Annotated in this window: 23 protein-coding genes; 11 read left to right on the top strand and 12 right to left on the bottom strand. The window is 70.7% G+C overall.

From position 1 onward, the window contains the following. The first annotated feature begins 69 nt into the window (after positions 1-69). Positions 70-609, top strand: coding sequence for a peptide deformylase (def, locus tag AB0M70_RS00925; protein ID WP_365814942.1), 540 nt, complete (start codon positions 70-72; stop codon positions 607-609). 20 nt (positions 610-629) lie between these two features. Here the strand turns inward: def and AB0M70_RS00920 are convergent, their stop codons facing one another. Then, positions 630-1277, bottom strand: a complete 648-nt coding sequence (locus AB0M70_RS00920; protein ID WP_363207121.1) for a TetR family transcriptional regulator — start codon at positions 1275-1277, stop codon at positions 630-632. A gap of 167 nt (positions 1278-1444) precedes the next feature. Between AB0M70_RS00920 and AB0M70_RS00915 the strand changes: the two genes are divergently transcribed. The 3 genes from AB0M70_RS00915 (at position 1445) to AB0M70_RS00905 (ending at position 3871) form a co-directional block, all read left to right on the top strand. After that, a complete protein-coding gene (locus AB0M70_RS00915; protein WP_365814940.1) occupies positions 1445-2671 on the top strand; it encodes an acyl-CoA dehydrogenase family protein in 1227 nt (408 codons plus the stop codon). A gap of 95 nt (positions 2672-2766) precedes the next feature. Then, a complete protein-coding gene (locus tag AB0M70_RS00910; protein WP_365814938.1) occupies positions 2767-3210 on the top strand; it encodes a MarR family transcriptional regulator in 444 nt (147 codons plus the stop codon). 103 nt (positions 3211-3313) lie between these two features. Next, positions 3314-3871, top strand: coding sequence for an isochorismatase family protein (locus tag AB0M70_RS00905; RefSeq protein WP_365814936.1), 558 nt, complete (start codon positions 3314-3316; stop codon positions 3869-3871). Between the two features lie 7 nt (positions 3872-3878). On the opposite strand, the gene AB0M70_RS00900 is transcribed toward AB0M70_RS00905, so the two are convergent. The 4 genes from AB0M70_RS00900 to AB0M70_RS00885 all read right to left on the bottom strand — a co-directional run bounded on the left by AB0M70_RS00900 (position 3879) and on the right by AB0M70_RS00885 (position 8026). Further along, positions 3879-4667, bottom strand: coding sequence for a GNAT family N-acetyltransferase (locus tag AB0M70_RS00900; RefSeq protein WP_365814934.1), 789 nt, complete (start codon positions 4665-4667; stop codon positions 3879-3881). Positions 4668-4721: 54 nt separating this feature from the next. After that, entirely contained in the window at positions 4722-5762 is a 1041-nt protein-coding gene (locus AB0M70_RS00895; RefSeq protein ID WP_365814932.1) for a PhlD, read from the bottom strand. Between the two features lie 109 nt (positions 5763-5871). After that, a complete protein-coding gene (locus AB0M70_RS00890; protein WP_365814930.1) occupies positions 5872-6693 on the bottom strand; it encodes a helix-turn-helix domain-containing protein in 822 nt (273 codons plus the stop codon). Positions 6694-7138: 445 nt separating this feature from the next. After that, complete coding sequence (locus AB0M70_RS00885) at positions 7139-8026, bottom strand: Gfo/Idh/MocA family oxidoreductase (RefSeq protein ID WP_365814928.1); 888 nt, start codon at positions 8024-8026, stop codon at positions 7139-7141. A gap of 221 nt (positions 8027-8247) precedes the next feature. Between AB0M70_RS00885 and AB0M70_RS00880 the strand changes: the two genes are divergently transcribed. Both AB0M70_RS00880 and AB0M70_RS00875 read left to right on the top strand, forming a co-directional pair. Then, a complete protein-coding gene (locus AB0M70_RS00880) occupies positions 8248-8904 on the top strand; it encodes a TetR family transcriptional regulator (RefSeq protein WP_365814926.1) in 657 nt (218 codons plus the stop codon). Further along, entirely contained in the window at positions 8888-9334 is a 447-nt protein-coding gene (locus tag AB0M70_RS00875; protein WP_365814924.1) for a cupin domain-containing protein, read from the top strand. Before AB0M70_RS00880 ends, AB0M70_RS00875 begins: the two co-directional genes overlap by 17 nt. Here the strand turns inward: AB0M70_RS00875 and AB0M70_RS00870 are convergent. Continuing rightward, complete coding sequence (locus tag AB0M70_RS00870) at positions 9307-10254, bottom strand: DMT family transporter (RefSeq protein WP_365814922.1); 948 nt, start codon at positions 10252-10254, stop codon at positions 9307-9309. The genes AB0M70_RS00875 and AB0M70_RS00870 overlap by 28 nt on opposite strands. Before the next feature lie 141 nt (positions 10255-10395). Here AB0M70_RS00870 and AB0M70_RS00865 point away from each other — a divergent pair, with 141 nt between their 5' ends. Further along, positions 10396-10944, top strand: coding sequence for a helix-turn-helix domain-containing protein (locus AB0M70_RS00865; RefSeq protein WP_365816227.1), 549 nt, complete (start codon positions 10396-10398; stop codon positions 10942-10944). A 29-nt stretch (positions 10945-10973) separates the two neighbouring features. Here the strand turns inward: AB0M70_RS00865 and AB0M70_RS00860 are convergent, their stop codons facing one another. From AB0M70_RS00860 to AB0M70_RS00845, 4 genes are all read right to left on the bottom strand, one after another. Beyond that, positions 10974-11300 (bottom strand): hypothetical protein, encoded by a 327-nt coding sequence (locus tag AB0M70_RS00860; RefSeq protein WP_365814920.1) that lies wholly within the window; start codon positions 11298-11300, stop codon positions 10974-10976. Positions 11301-11511: 211 nt separating this feature from the next. Continuing rightward, a complete protein-coding gene (locus AB0M70_RS00855) occupies positions 11512-12165 on the bottom strand; it encodes an SUMF1/EgtB/PvdO family nonheme iron enzyme (RefSeq protein WP_365814918.1) in 654 nt (217 codons plus the stop codon). Between the two features lie 14 nt (positions 12166-12179). Next, positions 12180-13415, bottom strand: coding sequence for a sigma-70 family RNA polymerase sigma factor (locus AB0M70_RS00850; RefSeq protein WP_365816225.1), 1236 nt, complete (start codon positions 13413-13415; stop codon positions 12180-12182). Next, positions 13412-13828, bottom strand: coding sequence for a YciI family protein (locus AB0M70_RS00845; protein WP_365814916.1), 417 nt, complete (start codon positions 13826-13828; stop codon positions 13412-13414). Before AB0M70_RS00845 ends, AB0M70_RS00850 begins: the two co-directional genes overlap by 4 nt. 187 nt (positions 13829-14015) lie before the next feature. Here AB0M70_RS00845 and AB0M70_RS00840 point away from each other — a divergent pair, with 187 nt between their 5' ends. Further along, positions 14016-14822, top strand: coding sequence for an isocitrate lyase/phosphoenolpyruvate mutase family protein (locus AB0M70_RS00840; RefSeq protein ID WP_365814914.1), 807 nt, complete (start codon positions 14016-14018; stop codon positions 14820-14822). On the opposite strand, the gene AB0M70_RS00835 is transcribed toward AB0M70_RS00840, so the two are convergent. Then, positions 14804-16975, bottom strand: a complete 2172-nt coding sequence (locus AB0M70_RS00835) for an MMPL family transporter (protein ID WP_365814912.1) — start codon at positions 16973-16975, stop codon at positions 14804-14806. The genes AB0M70_RS00840 and AB0M70_RS00835 overlap by 19 nt on opposite strands. Before the next feature lie 141 nt (positions 16976-17116). Continuing rightward, entirely contained in the window at positions 17117-18520 is a 1404-nt protein-coding gene (gene lpdA / locus AB0M70_RS00830) for a dihydrolipoyl dehydrogenase (protein WP_365814910.1), read from the bottom strand. Positions 18521-18787: 267 nt separating this feature from the next. Between lpdA and AB0M70_RS00825 the strand changes: the two genes are divergently transcribed. The 3 genes from AB0M70_RS00825 to AB0M70_RS00815 all read left to right on the top strand — a co-directional run bounded on the left by AB0M70_RS00825 (position 18788) and on the right by AB0M70_RS00815 (position 22039). Beyond that, positions 18788-19636: an SAM-dependent methyltransferase gene (locus tag AB0M70_RS00825; RefSeq protein ID WP_365814908.1), complete on the top strand. Its 849-nt coding sequence runs from the start codon at positions 18788-18790 to the stop codon at positions 19634-19636. A gap of 265 nt (positions 19637-19901) precedes the next feature. Then, the gene (locus tag AB0M70_RS00820) at positions 19902-20777 is read left to right on the top strand and encodes a TauD/TfdA family dioxygenase (RefSeq protein WP_365816223.1); all 876 of its coding nucleotides are present in this window, start codon (positions 19902-19904) and stop codon (positions 20775-20777) included. Between the two features lie 29 nt (positions 20778-20806). Next, entirely contained in the window at positions 20807-22039 is a 1233-nt protein-coding gene (locus tag AB0M70_RS00815) for an epoxide hydrolase (protein ID WP_365814906.1), read from the top strand. Position 22040 lies beyond the last annotated feature (1 nt).

Below are 22040 nucleotides of genomic sequence, written 5' to 3'. Positions count from 1 at the left end.
CCACTGTCAAGCCCGAACCGCGGCACCACCCCGACCCCGGGGTTCACCAAGGACCGTACCCTTGCGGCCATGCGACACGGCTCGATCCCGGGCGCCTCGGGGCGCGTACGACCTCTGACACTGCTCGGTGACCCCGTGCTGCACAAGCCCTGTGAGGAGGTCACCGACTTCGGTCCCGAACTGGCCCGGCTCATCGAGGACATGTACGCCACGATGTACGCGGCCCAGGGCGTGGGCCTGGCGGCCAACCAGATCGGCGTGAACCGGCGGGTCTTCGTGTACGACTGCCCGGACGACGACGAGGTGCGTCATCTCGGGTACGTGGTGAACCCACGTCTGGTGGAGGCCGACGGGGTGGTGGTGCGCGGACCGGAGGGCTGTCTGTCGCTGCCGGGCCTGGAGGCGGGCACGCCGCGCTTCGACCACGCGGTGGTGGAGGGCGTCACGATGCTCGGTGAGCCGGTGCGGGTACACGGGACCGGCTGGTTCGCGCGGTGTCTGCAGCACGAGTGCGACCACCTGGAGGGCGGGGTCTACACCGATCACGTCACGGGCTGGCGGCGGCGCAGGGTTCTGCGGGCCGCCGCCAAGGCGCCCTGGCGCACCTGACCTTCAGGGGCCACCGGTGCTCAGAAGCCGGGGCCGCCGACGCGGTCGCCCGCCGCCGCGAGGCGTCCCCACAGCAGGTCGGCCAGGCTGCTGACCAACTCGGCGCGCGGGCAGGGGCGTTCGCCGAGCCACCAGTCGCCCGCCGCGTGCATCATGCCGACGATGCCGTGTCCCCACACGCGCGCGAGCTGCGCGCTGCCCGGCCCGAGGTCGACCCGCTCCTCGATGACCTGCGCGAGCTCCTCGCCCATGCGGCGAAGGACGGGCGCGGAGTGCAGGCCCACGTCGAAGCCCTGGTCGCCGGGGGCGGCGGCGTCCGAGGGGTGCATGAGGAAGCGGTAGACCTGCGGGCGGGCCTCGATCGCCGCGAGGTAGGTGTCCAGGGTCTGTTCGACGCGCTCGCGCCGCTCGGCCGGGGCGTCCAGGGCGGCGCGCAGCGCTTCGAGGAGTGCGTCGGTGTGCCGCTTGGCGAGCGCGGCGTACAGTCCGCCCTTGTCGCCGAAGTGCCGGTACAGGATCGGCTTGGTGATGCCGGCCTCCGCGGCGATGGCGTTCATCGAGGCGCCGGGGCCGTCGCGGAGCACCACCCGGTCGGCGGCCTCCAGCAACTCGCGCCGCCGGCGCTCGGCAGACCGCTGCTGATCGGTCTGCTGTGTGGTGGTCTCCATAGCGATTCTCTCCCCGCCCATGCGATTGCGTGACGCACGCGCAACGTAACACCCCACGCACGACGACGATCGAACGGGCGGCCGGGAGTTGACATCGGCTACCCGCCAGTAACAGACTCCAGTTACCGCAAGTAACGCACGTCTTCACCGCAGGTCCTGGAGGGGTCATGGCCGAGTTCACCATGGAGCTCAACGACGAACAGAAGGAGGTCCGGGACTGGCTCCACGGGTTCGCCGCTGACGTGATCCGTCCCGCGGCCGCCGAGTGGGACGAGCGTGAAGAGACCCCGTGGCCCATCATCCAGGAAGCGTCGAAGCTGGGGATCTACTCCCTGGACTTCTACGCCCAGCAGTTCTTCGACCCCACGGGCCTCGGCATCGTGATGGCCACCGAGGAGATCTTCTGGGGTGACGCGGGCATCGGCCTGTCCATCATGGGCACCGGTCTGGCCGCCGTCGGCGTGCTCGCCAACGGCACCGAGGAGCAGATCGGCACCTGGATCCCGCAGATGTATGGCGACGTGAACGACGTCAAGGTCGCCGCCTTCTGCTCCTCCGAGCCGGACGCCGGCTCCGACGTGGCGGCGATGCGCACCCGCGCCGTCTACGACGAGGCCAAGGACGAGTGGGTCCTCAACGGCACCAAGACCTGGGCGACCAACGGCGGCATCGCCAACGTCCACGTCGTCGTCGCAGTCGTCGACCCCGAGCTCGGCTCCAAGGGGCACGCCTCCTTCATCGTCCCGCCGAACACCCCCGGCCTCTCCCAGGGCCAGAAGTTCAAGAAGCACGGCATCCGCGCCTCGCACACCGCCGAGGTCGTCCTGGAGGACGTCCGCGTCCCCGGCCACTGCCTGCTCGGCGGCAAGGACAAGCTCGACGAGCGCCTGGCCCGTGCCCGGGAGCGCGCCAAGACCGGCGGTGAGCGCGTGAAGAACGCCGCGATGGCCACCTTCGAGGCGTCCCGCCCGGCGGTCGGCGCCATGGCGGTCGGCACGGCGCGCGCCGCGTACGAAGAGGCCCTGGAGTACGCCAAGACGCGTACGCAGTTCGGTCGCCCGATCATCGACAACCAGGGTGTCGCCTTCCAGCTCGCCGACATGCGTACGCAGATCGACGCAGCCCGTCTGCTCGTCTGGCGTGCCTCGTGGATGGCGAGCACGGGCAAGAAGTTCGAGTCGGCCGAGGGCTCCATGTCGAAGCTGTACGCGAGCGAGGTCGCCAAGAAGGTCACCGCGCAGGCGTTGCAGATCCTCGGCGGCAACGGCTTCACGCGGGAGTACCCGGTCGAGCGGATGCACCGAGACGCCGCGATCTACACGATCTTCGAGGGCACGAGCGAGATCCAGCGTCTGGTGATCGCGCGCACGCTGTCGGGCATGCCGATTCGCTAGGTGCGGCTGGGGACCGCCTGTGGCGGTCGATGCACGGCATAGGAGATGGGCAGGCAAGTTTGCAAGTTTGCCTGTCCATCTCCTACGGTCGTTCCATGACCGAAAAGCCCGGCGACCCCACCCCCGAGCAGCTCGCCGCCGATCTCACGGCCGTGCTCGGACGTGTCGTACGGCGACTGCGGACGGCGTCACCGGGGGCCGGGCTCAGCGCGTCGCAGCGCACCGTCCTCGCGCTCCTTGACCGGGAGGGCCCCGCCACCACGGCCGCTCTGGCCCGCACCGAGCTCGTACGGCCGCAGTCGATGCGCATGACGGTGGGCGCCCTGGAGAGCATGGAGCTTGTCGAGCGCGCCCCCGACCCGAACGACGGGCGGCAGTCCGTCGTCTCGGTGACGGACAAGGGGCGACGCACCCTCGCGGACGCGCGCGCCGCCAAGCACGGATGGCTGTCGGGCGCCATCACCGACGGCCTCGATGCCGGCGAGCAACGCCAACTGGCAGACGCGGTCGTGCTGTTGGAGCGCCTGGTGAAGCGGTGACAGTGCCGGTCTCGGCGCGCCCCAGCCCTCCGAGCCCGCTGACCCCCACGCCGCCGACCACCAACGCCGTTGGCCCCACCCCCACGTGAGAAAGATCTGAGCCATGACTGCCACGACCCTCGACCCCACCACGGCCCTCGTCCTCGTCGACCTCCAGAAGGGCATCACCGCCCTGCCCACGGCACACCCCTCCGCGGAGATCGTCGAACGGTCGGCCCGTCTCGCCGGTGCCTTCCGTGAGCGCGGCCTGCCCGTGGTCCTCGTCCGGGTCACCGGCGGCGCCCCCGGGCGCACCGAAGGCCCCGCTCGCGGCGGCGATGTGCCGGCCGACTGGGCCGACCTGGTCCCCGAACTCGGCCGCCAGGACAGCGACATCGTCGTCACCAAGCAGCAGTGGGGCGCCTTCTACGGCACCGACCTCGACCTCCAGCTGCGCCGCCGCGGCGTCACCCAGGTCGTCGTCGCCGGCATCGCGACGAGCATCGGCGTCGAGTCGACGGCCCGCGCGGCACACGAGCACGGCTACCACGTCACGGTCGCCGTGGACGCGGTGACCGACATGGACGCGCAGGCGCACCGCAACAGCATCGAGAAGATCTTCCCGAGGCTCGGCGAGACGGACACGGCGGCGGCGATCGCGAAGCTGCTCCCGGCGACCTAGAGCAGTCCTAGGGCGCGTAGACGTACGGCGTCGTCACGCTCAGCGGTACGAAGCCCAGGCGTCGCAGGATCGGGCGGCTGTCGTCGGAGGCGTCCACCTGGAGGTAGCGGCAGCCGCGGGCGGCGGCGATGCGGGTGCGGTACGCGACCAGGGCGCGGTAGATGCCCTTGCCCCGCCACTGCGGCGCGGTGCCGCCGCCCCAGAGCCCGGCGAAGTCGGTGCCGGGACAGAACTCCATCCGGGCCGAGCTCACCGGTACGTCACCGGCCATCGCGACCACCGCGACGATGGTGTCGGGGGCCTCGGTCAGCTGGGTGAGGACGCGCTGGGCGAGGCGCTCGCCCAGTGCCGCACTGTCCTCGCCGAAAGCCGCGTCGTGGGCGTCGACCATGAGGCGTACGCCGGACGCGTCGGTCACCGGGAGCAGGCTCACCCCCTCGGGCAGTTCGGGCTCCGTGGGCAGATCGGCGACCTCGGCCACCATCACGGTCTCCGGGGGCTCCGGGACGAAGCCGGCCGCCCGCAGCCGGTCGGCGAGGTCGGCCGGGCGGTCGTGGGAGTGCAGCTTCCACTCGAAGTCGCGCCCGAGAGAGGTGAAGTGGCGGATCTGCTCGGCGATGACGGCGTCCGCCGTTTCCTCGTCGACGTCCGCCCAGTGCACGCCGTTCCAGTCGTGCGCCGCGCCGGTCTGCCGGACGACGGCTCCGTCCCGCTCGACACGCGCACCGGGACTGTCCGCCTGCGCACCGCGCCGGATCTGCCGGTCGTACGCCGTCAGTACCGCTTGATGATCCATGCGGGCACTTCAGCAGCGGCGACGGGCCGCGGCAACTGATTTTGCCGCGCGCGGTCAGGCGTGCCAGTGGCAGCGGAGGGCGGCGGTGGCGAAGCCGGGCCCGAAGGCGACGACGACGCCACGGGCGCCGTCGGCGGGGGGCGCGGCGTGGGTGCGTTCGAGGATGCGCAGGACGCTGACACCGCCGAGATTGCCCTCGTCGGCGAGGGTGTCGGTCGAGTGGCGGATGTCGTGCGGGGTCAGGCTCAGCGCGGTGGCCGTGTCGGAGATGATGCGGGGGCTGCCGGGGTGGATGACGGCGAAGTCCGGTTTCTGTGGGCCGTGCCAGCCCATGACGGCGGGCAGCACGTCGTCGGCGGCGGTGAGGGCCTTCTTCGTGGAGTCGAAGTGGAACCCGTCGGTGGCGATGCGCCCCTGATAGCGGTCGAGACTGTCCGGCAGGACGTACTCGAGGCTGTCGTCGATGGCCAGTCCGGAGGCCGATGGTTCGCCGGTGAGAACGGTCGCGGCTGCCGCGTCCCCGAACAGCGCCTTGTAGATCATCGATTCGATCGTGGTGTCCGCGTGGTTGTAGACCGTGGATATGACCTCGGCGGCGACCACGAGAACTTTGCTGCCGGGACGGGCGGCGACCAGGTCGGCGGCGCGAAGCAGGGCTTGGGCGCCCCCGGCGCAGGCCAGGGTCGTCAGCGCGATGCGGCGCACGGTGGGACGCAGCCCCAGGCGGGCCACCAGGTGTACGTCGAGGTTCGGCACCGCCCAGCCGGTGACATGGGCGGTGACGATCGCGTCGATGTCGTCGGCCGTGAGTCCGGCGGTGTCGAGGGCCGCGTGGGCGGCGCGCTCGGCCATGTCGACGGCATCGCTGAACGCGGTCTCGGCCCGCTGGGTGATGCCGGCCGCGCCCGCGACGGCGGGGGAATCGACGGGACGCGTGAAATAGCGGGTGTGAACACCGCAGTTGCCCACGACGCGCAGGATCGCGCCGAGCCGGGGATGGTCGGGGTGGTGCTCACGTATGTCGTCCGCGATCTCGGCGGTCGTGACCTTGTGGTCGCCGAAGACGGTCCGGGGTCTTGAGACATAGGCGGGCACGAGGTGGCTCCCACTGGCTTGTCGGATGTGGGGGGTGCGGCACAACGTACTTCACCGCGCCGAACTGGTCCCCCTCCGACAACCGGAGTCCTGGAAACGTGTCGTCAGGTCAGCGAGCCCGCAGCATGGGAGCGCGCGTGTGACTTCGCTTCTCGCCGGGGTGGAACACCATGATGATCAGCCGGGCACCGGGCGCCGTCATGGGCTGTGCCGCGCACATCGTCAGCCAGCCGGGGCCTTGTTGGGCGTGGTACAAGGGGCGCTCGTCGCCGTCCGGGTGCGAGAAGAAGTCGCCGGCTCCGTAAAGGGGAGCGGCTTCGGGGTCCGCGAGGACTTCCTTCTCTATCTGACGCAGGACCTCGTCGTCCGGCCGTGCCGCGAGCGCGGCCCGCAGCTGGGGCAGGACCATGGGGGCCCACGCGGTGTGCCAGTCCGTCAGGGACCGGCGTCCCTCGGGATCGAGGAGCATCCAACGCATCGTGTTGCCCGGCACGTTCCCGTTGGGGAACAGGTCGGCGAAGGGTTCGTTGTAGGCGAGCATGTCCCACGACGCGTCGGTGACGTACGCCATGTGCCGGATGCTCTCGACGGCCTCCTGCCAGACCCCCGGGATCTCCTTGCCCGACGACTGGTGGAGCGGGCCCGGAGGTTCCTGCAACAACGCGAACCGGCAGAGCGAAACCCACTCCTGCTCGTTCAGGCCGAACAACAGCGCGACATCCCGCAGCAGTGAAGCCGGCGGGTTGGGGTAACTGCCCGACTCCAGGCGGTGGTACGTGCCGATCGCGCGGTGCAGCAGCTGGTCGACCTGGTGCTGGGAGAGGCCGCGGGCGCGTCGCCCCTGGCCCGTGGGGCGGCTGAAGCCGTGCGATTCGGGGGCTATGAGGGCGCGTCGTTCGCGGAGCAGAGCGCGGAGCGCCGTCTTGTTCATGGTGGGTAATCCCTCTTGGTGCACGCCGAGTTGAGCATCAGCAGTCTAAATATTCTCACCAGCTTTGGTAGTAAAGATTGCCCGAAGAAAAACGATCAGTCGATGCGGCACCATGGATGGAGCGCGACCACCGACCTGCGAGTTCCGGCGTCGGTGGGCACGCGGACACAAGTGTGGGGCGCCTTGGCCGAGGAGCTGTAAATTGGCTGAAATTCCTCGGCGTCGGTACCCCCTAGGCCCATTGGGCCGCTGCGGGAAGAGTATGGATCGGTTGTTCGTATTCCGATGTGTGTGGTCGGAAACGTCGCACTCGGGACGTACGACGCATGACTTCCCGGACCGGTCCCTGGGTCCACTGGCTGCGGCCGGTGCCGTCACTCGCCATTACGTAGCGGCCACGGTACCGGCCGCCCGCGGTCGTCCCCGGGCGGTGCACCCGGGGAAGTCACCCGGCGGGAAGCTGCTCCTCGGCCAGGGCCAGGATCTCCGTCACGCGCAGACCGAACCGCACGTCACAGGCGTGTGAGCGGCCGGTTCGTGCCGCCTCGACGAGCGCGTCGACCGCGCGGCCGAACGCGTCGAGTGCCTCGCCCCCCGTCGGCATCAGCGCCGTTCCCGCCTCGCCGCGCAGCTCCACCGTCACCCCCGCGGCCTTCGGCGGCGTGGTCAGGCTCAGCGTCGCCGTGCTCGACGCGCCGCCGCTGTGCCGCAGGATCAGATGGACCACGTCCGCCTGTCCGGCCGCCGCCGTCACGTCGGTGACGTCGCCGAGCACCGGCAGCAGGATGGACAGGGCGTGCGGCCCGACGTCCCACAGGCCGCCGCGCCGCGCCCGCCACGGCGAGGAGAAGGGGCTGGTGCCGTCCGCCGCGTAGAACGCGCCGTACCAGTCCGCGCGGCCCGTGAACCAGCCCTCCGTCGCGGCCTGCTCCGTCACCCAGGCCGCCGTCGGCCCGGCGAAGCGCAGCGTGAAGAAGACGACGGAGGCCACCCGGGCCGCCTCGGCGGCCGCCGCGAGTTCGCGCGCCGCGGCCGGCGTCGTCGCCACCGGCTTGTCCAGGAGCAGATGGCAGCCCGCCGCCGCGGCCCGCGTGGCCAGCGGTGCCTGCACGTCCGGCGGTACGGCGAACGCCACGGCGTCGCTCGCGGCGAACAGCTCGTCCACCTCCGCGTACGCCGTGGTCGCGTGCGTCGACGCCAGCGCGGCCGCGGCGTCGGGCCGCCGCCCCCACACGCCGGAGAGCTCCGCTGCCGGGTGCGCGGCGAGCGCGGGAGCGTGCGTGGACGAGGCCCAGGGACCCGTGCCGACCAGTCCAATTCGCAATCTCTTCATGGTCGGCATTATGGCTGACTCCATACCGTCGGGCGCGGCGACGCCCAGTGGCCACACGGCAGTTGGCGGCTCTTCGCTCTTGTGTCCAAGTCGCCGATGGCTTGATCTCGTTTCCGAACTCGGCGGTGGTGAAAGTCCATTCACCCGCTATGGTGAATTCCCATTCACTTCCTTTCGTCTTCCTTCACTTCTCCGGAGTCCGTGTCCACGCTGGAGTGATCATGAAGTTCGCCCCGATATCTTCCGCAGATAGCGCAGGCATATGCGCCCGCCGTGACGCCGCAGCGACGAAAGCCGCCATCATCCGCGCCGCCCGGTACCTCCTGGCCCGGCACGCGCACGCCGACATCACGCTCAGGGCGGTGGCCGAACGGGCCGGTGTGAGCGCGCCCCTGATCCTGAAGTACTTCGGCAACAAGGACGCGCTCTTCGCCCGCGTCATGTCCTTCGAGGCCGACGCCGAAGCCCTGCTGGACGCGCCCCTCGCCGACCTGGGCCGCCACATGGTCCACCACCTGCTGACCGGTCAGGCCGAGCACGGCGCCGACCCCGTCCTGCGGATCGTCTTCGCGCCGCTCCACCGGGAACAGGGCGACACCCTGCGCGACAACTTCCGTACGCAGGTGGTGGACCGGCTCGGCGCACGCCTCGAAGGACCGGACGCGGGCGTGCGTGCCGAGCTGGCGGTGGGCACGCTGCTCGGCCTCGGTGTGATGTACGGGATAGCTCGCGGGCCCCACGTGCGCGGCACACCCGTGGCCGAAATCACCGAGCGGTACGCACCCACCGTGCAGGCTTTCCTCACGCCCCCCGAGGTGCGCCCCCCCGCACCCCCGCCGACCTCCGAAACGGAGAGCACGCATGAGCGACGCGAGTGAACGCCCCGCCCTGGCAGCTGAGTTGGGCATGGAACCGCACCCCGAAGGCGGCTGGTTCGTCGAGACCTGGGTGTCGGACCACTCCTTCACACCCGCCGGCTACCCCGGCGCCCGTACGGCGGCCACCGCCATCTACTTCCTGCTCTGCCCGGGGGAGGAGTCCCGCTGGCACGTGGTGCGCTCGGACGAGATCTGGCTGTGGCACCGCGGCGGCCCGCTCGACCTGCGCCTGGGAGGTGACGGCGAGGACCCGAAGGAGGGCGCGGCGCCCATGCGTCTGGGCCCGGGCGTCGAGCGCGGTGAGCGCCCGCAGATCCTGGTGCCCGGCGGCGTGTGGCAGGCGGCGCGCCCCGCCGGTGACGAACCGGTCCTGGTGAGCTGCGTCGTCGCGCCCGGTTTCGACTACGCGGACTTCCGGCTCGCGGACTGACGGGGTGTCGCCGTCGCGGGCGGGTCCTGCGACGAGCGCACCACCGAGGGCGCGGAGCTCTTCCCGCGGTGCACGACGCCGACCGCCGCGAGCCCGACCGCGAGGCCCAACGCCGTCTGTACGCCGAAGGGTTCGCCGAACATCAAGGCCCCCCACACGGCCGTGACCGGCGCCATCAGGAACATGAGCGTGTTGACCTGCGTGACCCCGGAGCGCCGCAGGATCAGCCAGTAGAGCCCGTACCCGCCGAAGGTGGAGAGCGTCACCAGCCACGTGATCGCCACCCAGAACGACGTCTCCGCCGGCGGTGTGGCGGCGCCCGTGCCCACGGCCAGCGCCGTGAAGATGACGGCGCTGGTCACGCAGTGGACCGTCATGGAGACCGCCGGGGCGACCGGGCGAGGGGAGCGGCGGTCCAGGAAGGTCGCCGCGACCAGCGAGAACATCCCGAGGAACGGCACCGCGTAGGCCCACCAGGGCGCGTCGGTGCCGCCCGTGGCGTCCGCCGCGGTCACGATGAGGACCCCGGCCACGCCGAGCGCGAGGCCCGCCCATTGGGTGCGCGAGACGTACTGGCCGAGCAGTGGTCCGGCCAGCGCGCCCGCCACCAGGGGCTGGGTGCCGTCGATCAGGGCGGTGGTGCCGCTGGAGACGCCGAGCTGAATCGCGTAATACACGGTGAGCAGATAGCCGCTCTGTGACAGCGCGCCGACCGCGGCCTGGCGTATCGCGTCACGGGCCGTGAAGCCGCGCCAGGAGGCCCGCGCCACGGTGAGGGCGACGGCCGCGAGCACGAGGGCCAGCGGCAGGAACCGCCACATCAGGACCGTCACGGCCGACGCGCTCCCGGCGCCCAGCTTGGCCCCGATGAAACCCGAGCTCCAGGTCAGTACGAACGCGATCGAGAGCAGGACGTTCATGTCGTTCCTCCACGCGAGGTATACAGATCTGTCTACTCCCCTCGACTATACAGATCGGTTTACCATGGGGGCATGACCGAGCTGCTGAGTGAGATCGTGAAGGGCGTCGGCGGCGCCGAGGGCGCACCGCGCAGGGTCGTCATGACACCGGCCGCGCGGCGCGCCCTGGATGCCGCGAGCGCGCTGTTTTACGACCGCGGGATCCATGCCGTCGGGGTGGATCTCATCGCCGCCGAGGCCGGTGTCACCAAGAAGACGCTCTATGACCGCTTCGGCTCCAAGGAGCAGATCGTCGTCGAGTATCTGGCGGCCCGTGACGAGCGCTGGCAGGCCTTCCTCGCGCCGTACGTCGAGTCCGCGAGCACCCCGACGGCCAGAATCCTGGCCGTCTTCGACGCCTCACGCGACTGGGCCGACGCGTACGGCGTCAAGGGCTGCAGCATGGTCAACGCGCACGCCGAGATCAGCGACCCCGCGCACCCCGCGTCCCGGGTCATCGCGGGCCAGAAGGCGTGGATGCTCGCCCTGTTCACCGGCCTCGCCCGCGCCGTCGCGCCCACGCGGGCGGCCCAGCTCGGCCGGACGCTCATGCTGCTGCACGAGGGCGCCGTGGTCGCCCACGGCCTGCGCGTCTTCCCGGACGCGATCGCTCACGCCCGCGAGGAGGCGGCAGCACTGCTCTCGGCCTGAGTCCGACGGGCCCAGGCCTCACCACCGTCCTATTGGCCCGAACAGTTTCGGACCGTCGGCTGCGGCGGGACCCGGTCCTCCGCGTCGGGTTCGACCGTGGTCGCGAGGGTGTCGAGGAAGCGCTGGAGAGCGGGTGCGCCACCGGGGCCCAGGCTGCGGCGGATGGGCGGCACGGTCGCCGGGGCGTCCGTACCGCGCCGGGTCCCGGCGGTGGGGCAGGGTGCTTCCGTGGCGTCGACGGTCACGGCCCGGCGTATGAACTCGTCGACCGGGAGCCCGAGCTGGTCCGCGTTCCGCAGGACCGCCTCGTACTCGTCGGGCGTGAACAAGACCTGCACAGGCTTGGCACCGTCCATGGACGCATGATGCCGCTCGCGGGGTGCGCCGCGCCGTGCGGTTGGCATATTCGCCCTCGAAGGCGTGAAACGGCCCCGAGTGGACATGAACGGTCGGAAATAGAGGTAGGCCCCGACCGGACGGGGGAATCGCGATCGGGACCTACGTACTGTTCAACGGTGAACCAACGGTCGATGTTCCCAGGTAGGGGGCCTGTCGGTGTGAGCTGCGTTACGTGCCGGTAAGGGAACGAGCGACCCGGAATCCCACGTCGTCGATGCGGAACGTCGGATGGCTGCGCCGCCGCACCGAGGCCCGGCAGCTCCAGTGCTCGTCGAACCACCCACCGCCACGCAGCACCCGATAGGCGCCGTACACCTCGGGGTCGTACAGGTCCCAGCACCACTCCCACATGTTGCCGAGCATGTCGTGCAGGCCCCACGCGTTGGGCTGCTTCCCGCCCACCTCGTGGATCCGCCCCGAGCCGTTGCCGCCGTGCCAGGCGATCTCGTCGAGCGGCCCGTACCGCGCACCGGTCGTACCCGCCCGGCACGCGTGTTCCCACTCGGCCTCGGTCGGCAGCCGGTACCCGTCGGCGGTGCGGTCCCACTCGGCGCCCTCGCCGTCGGCCGCGAGCCGGTAGACGGGCGTCAGGCCCTCCCGCAGGGACAGCGCGTCGCAGAACCGGACCGCGTCCGGCCAGGAGACGTTCTCCACGGGCAGCCGGTCGCCGCGCGCGGTGCTCGGCCGCTCGCCGAGGACGTCCGCGTACTGCTCCTGCGTGACGGGGAACGGCGCGAGCTCATGGGCCGCGACCTCCACCACCCAGCTGCGCTGAGTCCGCCGGTCCGACAGCGTCACCTGCCCCGCCTCGACGCTGATCATCTCGTGCTCCGTACTCAGGTCGACAGCAGGCGGGCCGCACGCATCTGCAGGTAGCGCGTCTCGGGGATGCTCAGCGTACGCGTGGCCGCCAACTGGTAGGCGGCGCGGGCCGCCTCCGTCTCGCCCGCCCGCTCCAGGAGATGGGCGCGCACGGCGTCGAGCCGGTGATGTCCCGCCAACCGGTCCTCGAGCGCCGCCACTTCGGCCAGGCCGGCGCGCGGCCCGTGCACCATGGCGAACGCCACGGCCCGGCTGAGCTCGGCCATGGGTTCGGGAGCACGGCGTACGAGGATGTCGTAGAGGGCGAGGATCTGCGGCCAGTCGGTGTCGTCGGCGCGCGCGGCCTCGTCGTGCAGCGCGGCGATCGCCGCCTGCAACTGGTAGGCACCCGCCGGGCCTTGCGACAGGGCCTTCTCGACCAGACCTGAGCCCTCCTCGATCGTGCGCCGGTCCCAGCGTGAGCGGTCCTGCTCGTCGAGCGGGATGAGTTCCCCGTGCGGGCCCGTACGGGCCGCGCTGCGGGCCTCGGTGAGCAGCATCAGCGCGAGCAGGCCGGTCACCGCGCCCTCGTCGGGCAGCAGCGTGCGCACGGAGCGGGTGAGCCGGATCGCCTCGCGCGCCAGATCCGAGCGGTGCAGGGCGCTGCCCGAGGTCGCCGTGTACCCCTCGTTGAAGATCAGGTAGAGCACCTGGAGCACCACCGCCAGCCGCTGATCACGGTCCTTCGGGCCGGGCTGCCGGAACGGCACGCCCTTGACCTTCGCCTTCGCCCTGCTGATGCGCTGCGCCATGGTCGCCTCGGGCACGAGATGCGCGCGGGCGATCTCGGCCGTGGTCAGTCCGCCGACCGCGCGCAGCGTGAGGGCGACCTGCGCGGCCGGGCTCAGCCCCGGCTGACAGCACAGGAAGAGCAGGGTCAGGGTGTCGTCGTCGGACGGCGCGCGGCTCTCGCCCGGCGGGGGCGCCGTGAAGGTGTCCCGGGGCGACAGCTGGGCCGCCTCCTCCTCGCGCCTGCGACGGGCCTCGTCACTGCGCAGCTGGTCCATGAGCCGGCGCGAGGCGACCCTGATCAGCCAGCCGCGCGGGTTCTCGGGAACGCCCTGCTCGGGCCACTGCCGCGCCGCGGCGAGCAGCGCCTCCTGCACGGCGTCCTCGGCCTCGCCGAAGTGCCCGTACCTGCGGATGAGCGCGCCGAGGACCTGCGGCGCGTGCAGGCGCAGCAGGTCCTCGACCGCGGCTGTGCTGTTCAGGACGCGTCGTCCGGGCCGCCCATGATGGGGCGGATCACCACGGGGTAGTTCGGGGCGCCCTCGGGGATCGGGCACTGCTGGATGCGGTTGGCGATCTCGGTGACGCGGTCCAGGCTCTCGCACTCCAGGACCCAGTAACCGGCGAGGACTTCCTTCGTCTCGCCGTAGGGGCCGTCCGTGATGACCGGGCGGCCTTCCTTGTCCACGTCGACCAGGCGGGTCCGGGCGGGCTCGGCGAGGCCCTGACCGTCGACCAGCTCGCCGGACTCGGCCAGGTCGTTGTTGAGCGCCCCCATGAAGGCGAACATCGCCTGCAGGTCCTTCTCGCTCCACGACGGGCTCGTCGCGTTGGCCTTGCCGCTCTGCGCCTCGTAGTCCGCCTGCGTGCCCTGCACCATCACCAGGTACTTCATGACGTCTCTCCTCGACTGTGCGGTGGTCACCCCTTGTGGGCAACTCTCACAGGGGACGTCGGGGCCGACCACCTGTTCTCGACATTACGCCGGAAGAAATTCTGTGACTTCTTGAAAGAGCCGTCCGGACCCCGCCCACCAGGACGTTTCGGTGGTCGCCGAACCGACGCGCGGCTACGGTCCGGGCATGACCTACGCACAGCGAGCCGAGCAGTTCCGCGCCCTGCACCGCACCGGCGAGCCCCTGTTGCTGCCCAACGCCTGGGACCACGCCTCCGCCGCCGCGCTCGCCCACGCCGGCTTCCCGGCGATCGGCACCACGAGCCTGGGCGTGGCGGCCGCCGCCGGCAAGGCGGACGCCACCGGCGGCACACGGGAGGAGACCCTGAACCTGGCCCGCGGCCTGGCGAGGCTGCCCGTGCTGGTCACCGTGGACATCGAGGGCGGGTTCAGCGACCGGCCGGGGGAGGTCGCCGCGCTCGCGGCGGAACTCGCGGGGGCGGGTGTCGTGGGCGTGAACATCGAGGACGGCCGCCCGGACGGGACGCTGACCGACGCCGTCCTGCAGTGCGAGCTGATCCGCGCGGTCAAGGAAGCGGCCCCCGACCTGTTCGTCAACGCGCGCACGGACACGTACTGGCTGCGGGCCGGGGGAGCGGGCGAGACCGAGCGCCGGGCCGCCGACTACCAACTGGCGGGAGCAGACGGCCTGTTCGTCCCCGGGCTGCAGGACGAGAAGGTCATCACGGGACTGGTCGAAGGGATGGCCGGCCTGCCGCTGAACATCCTTTACGCGCCCGGGGCCCTGACCTTTGAGCGCCTCGCGGAACTCGGCGTGTGCCGGGTGAGCAGCGGCTCGCTGCTCTTCCGCGCCGCGCTGCACGGAGCCGTCGAGGCGGCGCGCGCCATCGCCCGGGGCGGCGCCGTGCCCCAGGACCTGCCCTCGTACGCGGACGCCCAGGCGCTCTCGGCGGCCTACGGCGAGGAGGCGTAGGGCGGCCCGTCGGCGTCCGAGCCGTCGCCTTTGCCACTTCGGGGGCCGCGTCCGCCGCGCTTCTCGTCCCCGTGGCCCGGCCACCACGCCCTGTGCCCGATCAGCGCCGTCAGCGCGGGCGTGAAGATCATCGCCATGACGAAGGCGGCGATGAGGATGCCGAAGGAGAGGGAGAAGCCCATCTGGGAGAGCGTCGAGTTGCCCGCGAGCATCAGCGTCGCGAACGTGCCCGCCAGGATCACGCCCGCCGAGCCGATCGTCGGGCCCGAGTGGCGCACCGCCGTGCCCGCCGCGTCGTGCGGGGTGCGGCCCTCGCGGGCCTCCTCGCGCAGTCGCGACACCATGAGGATGTTGTAGTCCGTGCCGAGGGCGACCACGAACAAGTACATGATGACGGGCAGCATGAACATCAACCCGGGCTGGCTGCCGATCTGCTGGAAGAGCAGCGAGGTCGCCCCCAGGGTCGCGCCGAAGCCGAGCGCGACGGACAGCATCAGGTACCAGGGCGCCACCAGGCTCCGCAGGAGCAGGCCGAGGATGACCATGATGGCGAGGGCGGCCACCGGGAAGACCACCGAGTAGTCCCGGTCCACGGCCTTGTTGATGTCGACGTACACCGCGGTCGTCCCGCCGACGAGTGCTTCGGTGCCGGCCGGGGCATCCTCGTGGGCGACCGGGCGCAGGCGGTCCTTGACGGTCTCCAGGGCCTTGTCGGAGGCGGGCGGGTCCGAGAGCACCACGGAGAACGACGCGGTGCCGCCGTCCTTGCTCAGCCGGGGCGGGGACACCTCGCCCACGCCCTCGACCTTGTCCAGCTGCCCTCGGAAGGCTGCCGTCCGCGCTGCGGGGAGCGAGCCGTCGTCCGTCGAGGTGAGGTAGACGAAGGTGGGGTCGGTGGTGCCCGCGGGGAAGCCCTTCTGGAGGTTCTCCAGGGCGACCATCGACTCCTTGTCCTTGGGCAGCGAGGAGCCCGCGAGGTCGAAGTTGGCCCGGTAGCCGAGGGCGCCGAGCGTGAGGGCACCCATGAACAGCGCCGACACCAGCGCCCAGATCGCCGGCTTACGGGCGATGGAGGCGCCGAGCCGTGCGAACCCGGTGCCCTGCGGCTCCCGCTGCCACGACTTCGAGGGCCAGAACACCTTGGTGCCGAGCAGCGAGACGACGGCGGGGACCAAGGTGAGGCCGGCGAGCAGCGTCACGAAGACCGCGATGGCCAGGGCGGGGCCCATGGAACGCAGCATGCCGAGCGAGGAGAGCGTGAGCGCGGCGAACGCGACGATGACCGCGCCGGCCGCCGAGGTGATGGCCTCGCCGACCCGCTCGACGGCGTGCACCATGGCGCTCTTGGGATCCTCGCCCGCCCGCAGGGCCTCCCGGTAGCGGAAGAGCAGGAACAGGATGTAGTCCGTGCCGACGCCGAACAGGACGACGGTGAGCAGTTCCTGGATGGAGGAGTCGGCCTTCATGTCGAAGGCCTTGTTCGCGGACGCGATGAGACCGGTCGCCATCGGTGAGATGAGGCCGATCAGGACCACGGGGAGCAACGCGATGATCGGGCTCCGGAAGATCACCAGGAGCAGCACGATGATGATCACGATCGTGCCCACGCCGACCAGCAGGCCGGCCCGCTCCGACGCGTCGCTCTCGTCGAGCGCCTGGGCGGCGGAGCCGGTGATCCCGGCCGAGAGGTCCGTGCCCTTCAGCTCGGGCTTGAGGTCGGAGCGCAGTTTCTCGACCGCGTCCTGCTGTGCGGTGTCCTCGGGATCGGTGAGCTTCGGCATCGCGACGACCGACGTCTGCACCAGCTTATTGGGCGAGACCGCGCCGGGCACCACCGCCTGCACCTCGGGGATCTTCTTGGCCTGCAGATCCCTGGAGACGCGGGTGATGTCCGCGGAGTCGCCCGCCGTCAGCTTTCCGCCGTCGGAGCGCTGGAAGACGATGATCGCGCCGACGTTCTGCTGTTTGGGGAACTCCGCTTCCTGCACGTCCGCCGCGCGGATGGACTCGTAGTGGTCCGGCAGGAAGCTCGCCTCGTCGCTGCTCGAGGTGAGTTTGGGCGCCAGGGAGATCACGGCGCCGGCCGCCACGACCCACGCGAGGATGATCCACCACGGGCGACGGACCACGAATCGGCCCAGGCCAGAGAACATCGGCTGCTGCCTCTCCCTCGCCCCCGAGGCGTAACGGCACGTTCCGACCAAGGATCTTCCGGACCGGGCGGCCCCGCCACTTGAGCCGTTCGGCCGAGCGGCGGGGCGCGCCCGGGAAGCCCGGGTGAAGCCCGCGTGGCGTCAGAAGTTGATCATGTGCCCGGCCAGGCCGTGCACCGCTTCCTTGACCGCCTCGCCGAGCGTCGGGTGCGCGTGCACGTTGCGGGAGACCTCGTGCACGGTCAGGTCCCACTGCTGGGCCAGGGTCAGCTCGGGGAGGAGCTCGGTGACGTCAGGGCCGATCAGGTGGGCGCCGATGATCTCGCCGTACCGCGCGTCGCTGATGATCTTGACGAAGCCGACGGTGTCGCCGAGGCCGTGCGCCTTGCCGTTCGCCATGAACGGGAACTTGGCGACCTTGACGTCGAAGCCCTTCTCCTTGGCCTGCGCCTCGGTCCAGCCGAAGCTGGCGATCTGCGGCTGGGAGTATGTGGCGCGCGGGATCATCGGGTAGTCGAGCTCCATCGTCTCGGCGCCCGCGAGGGTCTCGGCGGCCACCACACCCATGGCCTCGGCGGTGTGCGCGAGCATCAGCTTCGCGGTGACGTCACCGATGGCGTAGATGTGCGGCACGTTCGTCCGCCCGCGCCCGTCGATGTCGATGGCGCCGCGCTCGGTCAGCGCCACGCCCGTCGCCTCCAGGCCGAAGCCCTCGACGTTCGGCGCGAAGCCGATGGCCTGCAGAACCTTGTCCGCCTCCAGGACCTCCTGCTTGCCGTCCTTGCCCGTCACCGTGACCTTGACCTTGGCGCCGGACTCGTCGATCGACTCGACGCGGGTCGAGGTCTTCACGTCGATGCCGAGCTTGCGGTACTGCTTGGCCAGCTCCGTGGAGACGTCCGCGTCCTCCAGGGGCGCGATGCGGTCGAGGAACTCGACGATCGTCACCTTCACGCCGTAGTTGTGCAGGACGTAGGCGAACTCGATGCCGATGGCGCCCGCGCCCGCGATCACGATGGACTCCGGCACGGAGTCGGCGAGGATCTGCTCCTCGTACGTCACGACCCGCTCGGAGCGCCGCGTGCCGGGCAGCAGCTTCGGCGTCGCGCCCGTGGCGATGATGCAGTTCTCGAACGTGATCGTGTCCGTGGAGCCGTCCGACTTGGCGACCTGGAGCGTGTTCGCGTCGAGGAACGTGCCCCGGCCGTCGAACTCGGTGATCTTGTTCTTCTTCATCAGGAAGTGGACGCCCTTGACGCGGCCGTCCGCGACGGTGCGGCTGCGGTTGAACGCCTCGCCGTAGTCGAAGGACACGTTCCCGTCGACCTTGATGCCGTACGTCTTCTGCTCGTGCGTGAACAGGTGGGCCAGCTCGGCGTTGCGCAGCAGCGCCTTGGTCGGGATGCAGCCGACGTTCAGGCAGACACCTCCCCAGTACTTCTCCTCGACGACCGCTACCCGCTTGCCCAGCTGGGCGGCGCGGATGGCGGCCACATAGCCGCCGGGTCCTGCTCCGAGCACGACGACGTCGAAGCGGTCTTCCATGGGGAGGTCCTCTCTGGTGGTACGTAACCGGTGGCACGTATCCGGTGGTGGGTGACTCGCGCACGTCCGATCATGCGCCATCCGGCCGCCCCGCGGGCGGTCGGGTGTCCGATGTCATGCCGCCCGTCCTGCCCCGTTTTCCCAACCCCCTCCAGCGGCAAGCCCGTTGGTGATCCGTCCCAGGTTCACCCGGTCGAGAGTCACGGGATAGTGTCGCCGTGACAGAGCAGAAACACATGTCCCTGCGGGAGAGGTGGAGAACGCGCTGTGGCGGCAGACGACCAGGCCGAGTTGATGTCCATTCCCTTCGACGTGCCGACATCGGCGCGCGCCTACGGCTGGATGCTCGGCGGCAAGGACAACTACGCCGTCGACCGCGAGTTCCTGCTGCGGACGCTGCCCGACTTCCCCGAGTGCGTCGACATCGCACGCCAGAACCGCGAGTTCCTCTACCGCGTCGTACGCCACCTCACCCAGGCCGGCATCCGCCAGTTCATCGACATGGGCTGCGGCCTGCCGACCGACGACAACGTCCACCAGGTCGCCCGGCGCTTCGCCCCGGACACCCGCGTCGTCTACGTGGACGTCGACCCGATCGTCCTCGCGCACGGCAGGGCGCTGCTCGCCGACGACTCCACCACCGCCGTCGTCCACGGCGACATGCGTGACCAGGACACGATCCTGAAGCACCCCGACGTCGTCCGGCTCATCGACTTCGACGAGCCGGTCGCGGTGCTCTTCCTCTCGGTGGTGCACCACCTCACCGACGCCGACGAGCCCCGCCGCGTACTGCGCACGATCATCGACAAGGCGGCGCCCGGCAGTTACCTCGGCCTCTCCCAGGTCGTCGCCGACGATCCCGCCCGCGGCGCCGCGATGAGTGCGCACATCTCCGGCGGCGGCGTCCCCTGGCAGACCCGCACCCCGGCCGAGGTCGACACCCTCCTGGACGGCCTCGACCCCGTCGAGCCCGGCCTGGTGAACCTGGTCGACTGGCGCCCCGACGCCGACCAGCCCCCGCTGGCACCGGTCCACGAGGACCTGGCCCCCTACCTGGGCGCCACCGAGCAGAACAAGGGGATCTACGAGTACGGGGGTTTGCTCCGCAAGGCATAGCCATACACAATGGTGTGCATGATCCAGCACCTGACCGCCGCCGTGAGGACCTTCCAGGTCCCGTGGCGCCGTGGGTGCGAGCGATCGGGTCGCTAGCTGCCCGGGGATTCGTCTCCAGCCGTCCGGGGTTCTTGCTCCGTGACGCCACCCGTTCACTCACAACTGAAGGATCACCATGGCCGTGGTTTCCCCTGCCGTCCCTCCCGCCTCTCCTGCCCCCACCGGCTCTCCCACGCTGCGTGACGCCCGCGTACCCGCCGACGGCATGTACGAGGGCCGCCGCACCCTGCGCCGCGTCCCCGAGGGCTGGGAAGAGCGCCCGTACGAACTGATCTCCGTCGTCCCCCAGGGGCGTCTCATCGGCGCCGAGATCCGCGGCGTCGACCTCGCAGAGCCGCTCACGCCCGCGCTGCGCGAGGAGCTCAACCGCGCCCTCCTGGAGTGGAAGGTGCTCTTCTTCCGCGGCGCTGCCATCACCTCCGAGCAGCAGCGTGCCTTCGCCCTGAACTGGGGCGAGTTGGAGACCAATCCGCTGCTCGCGCGCGGCTCCGCCGATGACGTCGTCCGCTTCGACAAGGGCGGCAGCGCGACACCCACGTACGAGAACGTCTGGCACGCCGACGTCACCTTCCGCGAGCGCCCCGCGCTCGGCGCGGTCCTGCAACTGCGCGAGGTGCCGCCGGTGGGCGGCGACACGATGTGGGCGGACATGGCCGCCGCGTACGACAACCTCCCCGACGAGGTGAAGGCCCGCATCGAGGACGCCCGCGCGGTGCACGACTTCATCCCCGGCTTCGTCCGTTTCTACGGCCCCGAGAAGCTGATCCCGCTCCAGGAGCAGTTCCCGCCGGTCACCCACCCCGTGGTGCGCAGGCACCCGGAGACCGGCCGCAAGATGCTCTTCGTGAACACCTCCTTCACCACGCACATCGTGGGCATGGAGCGGGCCGAGAGCGACCGGCTGCTGAGCTATCTCGTGCGGCAGGCGCAGGTCCCGGAGTACCAGGTGCGGTTCCACTGGCAGGCGGGTGACGTCGCCTTCTGGGACAACCGCTCCACCCAGCACTACGCAGTCGACGACTACGCCCCGCACCGCCGCGTGGCCGAACGCGTCGCGATAGCGGGCGACCGCCCTTACTGAGCAACTTCCTCGGAAGGACCTGATCCTTGATGACAGCCGCAGCGCGCTTCCCGTTGACGCCCGAGCCGATCCACGTCCCCGACGCGGTGCTCGACGACCTCAGGGCGCGACTGCGGCTGACGAGGTGGCCCGACGACGTGGGCAACGACGACGGCTACTACGGCGTGCGCCGCGGCTACCTCCAGGAGTTGGCCGAGTACTGGCTCGACGGCTACGACTGGCGCAAGGCCGAAGCGGCCATCAACTCCTATGAGCACTACCGGGTGCGGGTCGACGGCGTGCCCGTGCATTTCCTGCGCAGGCCCGGCGTCGGCCCCGCCCCCACCCCGCTCATCCTCACGCACGGCTGGCCCTGGACCTTCTGGCACTGGTCCAAGGTCGTCGACCGGCTCGCCGACCCCGCCGCGTCCGGCGGCGACCCGGCCGACGCGTTCGACGTCATCGTGCCCTCGCTGCCCGGCTTCGGCTTCTCGTCGCCGCTGCCGGACCACCCCGACATGAACTTCTGGAAGGTCGCCGACCTCTGGCACACCTTGATGACCGACACGCTCGGCCACGAGAAGTACGCCGCCGCGGGGTGTGATGTCGGCGCCCTCGTCACCGGCCAGCTCGGCCACAAGTACGCGGACGAACTGCACGGCATCCACATCGGCTCCGGCCAGAAGCTCACCATGTTCAACGGCGACCGGGGCTGGGACCTCAGCGGCGGTCAGCCGTTCCCCGAAGGTCTGCCCGAGCCCGCGCACCGCCAACTGCTGTCCCTGGAGAAGCGCTTCGCCGCGCACCTGGCCGTGCACGTCCTCGGGCCGAGCACCCTCTCCTTCGGGCTGAGCGACTCCCCGGTCGGCCTGCTCGCCTGGATCCTGGAGCGCTGGGACCGGTGGAGCGACAACGGAGGCGACGTGGAGAGCGTCTTCTCCAAGGACGACCTCCTCACCCACGCCATGATCTTCTGGGTGAACAACACCATCGGTACGTCGGTGCGCTACTACGCCAACAACAACCGCTACCCCTGGACGCCCTCCCACGACCGCCAGCCGGTCATCGAGGCCCCCACCGGCATCACCTTCGTCGCCCACGAGAACCCGCCCGGCGTCACCACCCCCGAGCAGCGCGTCGAGAGCTGGCTGGCCGGTGACCGGGCCGACTGGTACCACCACGTGAACCTCACCGCGCACGAGAGCGGCGGTCACTTCATCCCGTGGGAACTCCCCGACGCCTGGGTGAGCGATCTGCGCCGCACGTTCCGCGGCCGACGCTGAG

Origin of the sequence: Streptomyces sp. NPDC051214 (genome assembly GCF_040682375.1) — a bacterium.
Classification (GTDB): Bacteria; Actinomycetota; Actinomycetes; order Streptomycetales; family Streptomycetaceae; genus Streptomyces.
Note: the sequence above shows the minus strand (reverse complement) of the source record. Positions and strands in the feature narration are given on the sequence as shown.

Bases quoted from the DNA above. Each gene is read 5' to 3' on its own strand.
- AB0M70_RS00870 (WP_365814922.1), bottom strand. From the start codon at position 10,254: ATGAACGTCCTGCTCTCGATCGCGTTCGTACTGACCTGGAGCTCGGGT.
- AB0M70_RS00860 (WP_365814920.1), bottom strand. From the start codon at position 11,300: ATGGACGGTGCCAAGCCTGTGCAGGTCTTGTTCACGCCCGACGAGTAC.
- AB0M70_RS00905 (WP_365814936.1), top strand. From the start codon at position 3,314: ATGACTGCCACGACCCTCGACCCCACCACGGCCCTCGTCCTCGTCGAC.
- def (WP_365814942.1), top strand. From the start codon at position 70: ATGCGACACGGCTCGATCCCGGGCGCCTCGGGGCGCGTACGACCTCTG.
- AB0M70_RS00820 (WP_365816223.1), top strand. From the start codon at position 19,902: ATGTACGAGGGCCGCCGCACCCTGCGCCGCGTCCCCGAGGGCTGGGAA.
- AB0M70_RS00880 (WP_365814926.1), top strand. From the start codon at position 8,248: ATGAAGTTCGCCCCGATATCTTCCGCAGATAGCGCAGGCATATGCGCC.
- AB0M70_RS00915 (WP_365814940.1), top strand. From the start codon at position 1,445: ATGGCCGAGTTCACCATGGAGCTCAACGACGAACAGAAGGAGGTCCGG.
- AB0M70_RS00920 (WP_363207121.1), bottom strand. From the start codon at position 1,277: ATGGAGACCACCACACAGCAGACCGATCAGCAGCGGTCTGCCGAGCGC.
- AB0M70_RS00910 (WP_365814938.1), top strand. From the start codon at position 2,767: ATGACCGAAAAGCCCGGCGACCCCACCCCCGAGCAGCTCGCCGCCGAT.
- AB0M70_RS00900 (WP_365814934.1), bottom strand. From the start codon at position 4,667: ATGGATCATCAAGCGGTACTGACGGCGTACGACCGGCAGATCCGGCGC.
- AB0M70_RS00855 (WP_365814918.1), bottom strand. From the start codon at position 12,165: ATGATCAGCGTCGAGGCGGGGCAGGTGACGCTGTCGGACCGGCGGACT.
- AB0M70_RS00835 (WP_365814912.1), bottom strand. From the start codon at position 16,975: ATGTTCTCTGGCCTGGGCCGATTCGTGGTCCGTCGCCCGTGGTGGATC.
- lpdA (WP_365814910.1), bottom strand. From the start codon at position 18,520: ATGGAAGACCGCTTCGACGTCGTCGTGCTCGGAGCAGGACCCGGCGGC.
- AB0M70_RS00815 (WP_365814906.1), top strand. From the start codon at position 20,807: ATGACAGCCGCAGCGCGCTTCCCGTTGACGCCCGAGCCGATCCACGTC.
- AB0M70_RS00875 (WP_365814924.1), top strand. From the start codon at position 8,888: ATGAGCGACGCGAGTGAACGCCCCGCCCTGGCAGCTGAGTTGGGCATG.
- AB0M70_RS00885 (WP_365814928.1), bottom strand. From the start codon at position 8,026: ATGAAGAGATTGCGAATTGGACTGGTCGGCACGGGTCCCTGGGCCTCG.
- AB0M70_RS00890 (WP_365814930.1), bottom strand. From the start codon at position 6,693: ATGAACAAGACGGCGCTCCGCGCTCTGCTCCGCGAACGACGCGCCCTC.
- AB0M70_RS00865 (WP_365816227.1), top strand. From the start codon at position 10,396: ATGACACCGGCCGCGCGGCGCGCCCTGGATGCCGCGAGCGCGCTGTTT.
- AB0M70_RS00845 (WP_365814916.1), bottom strand. From the start codon at position 13,828: ATGAAGTACCTGGTGATGGTGCAGGGCACGCAGGCGGACTACGAGGCG.
- AB0M70_RS00840 (WP_365814914.1), top strand. From the start codon at position 14,016: ATGACCTACGCACAGCGAGCCGAGCAGTTCCGCGCCCTGCACCGCACC.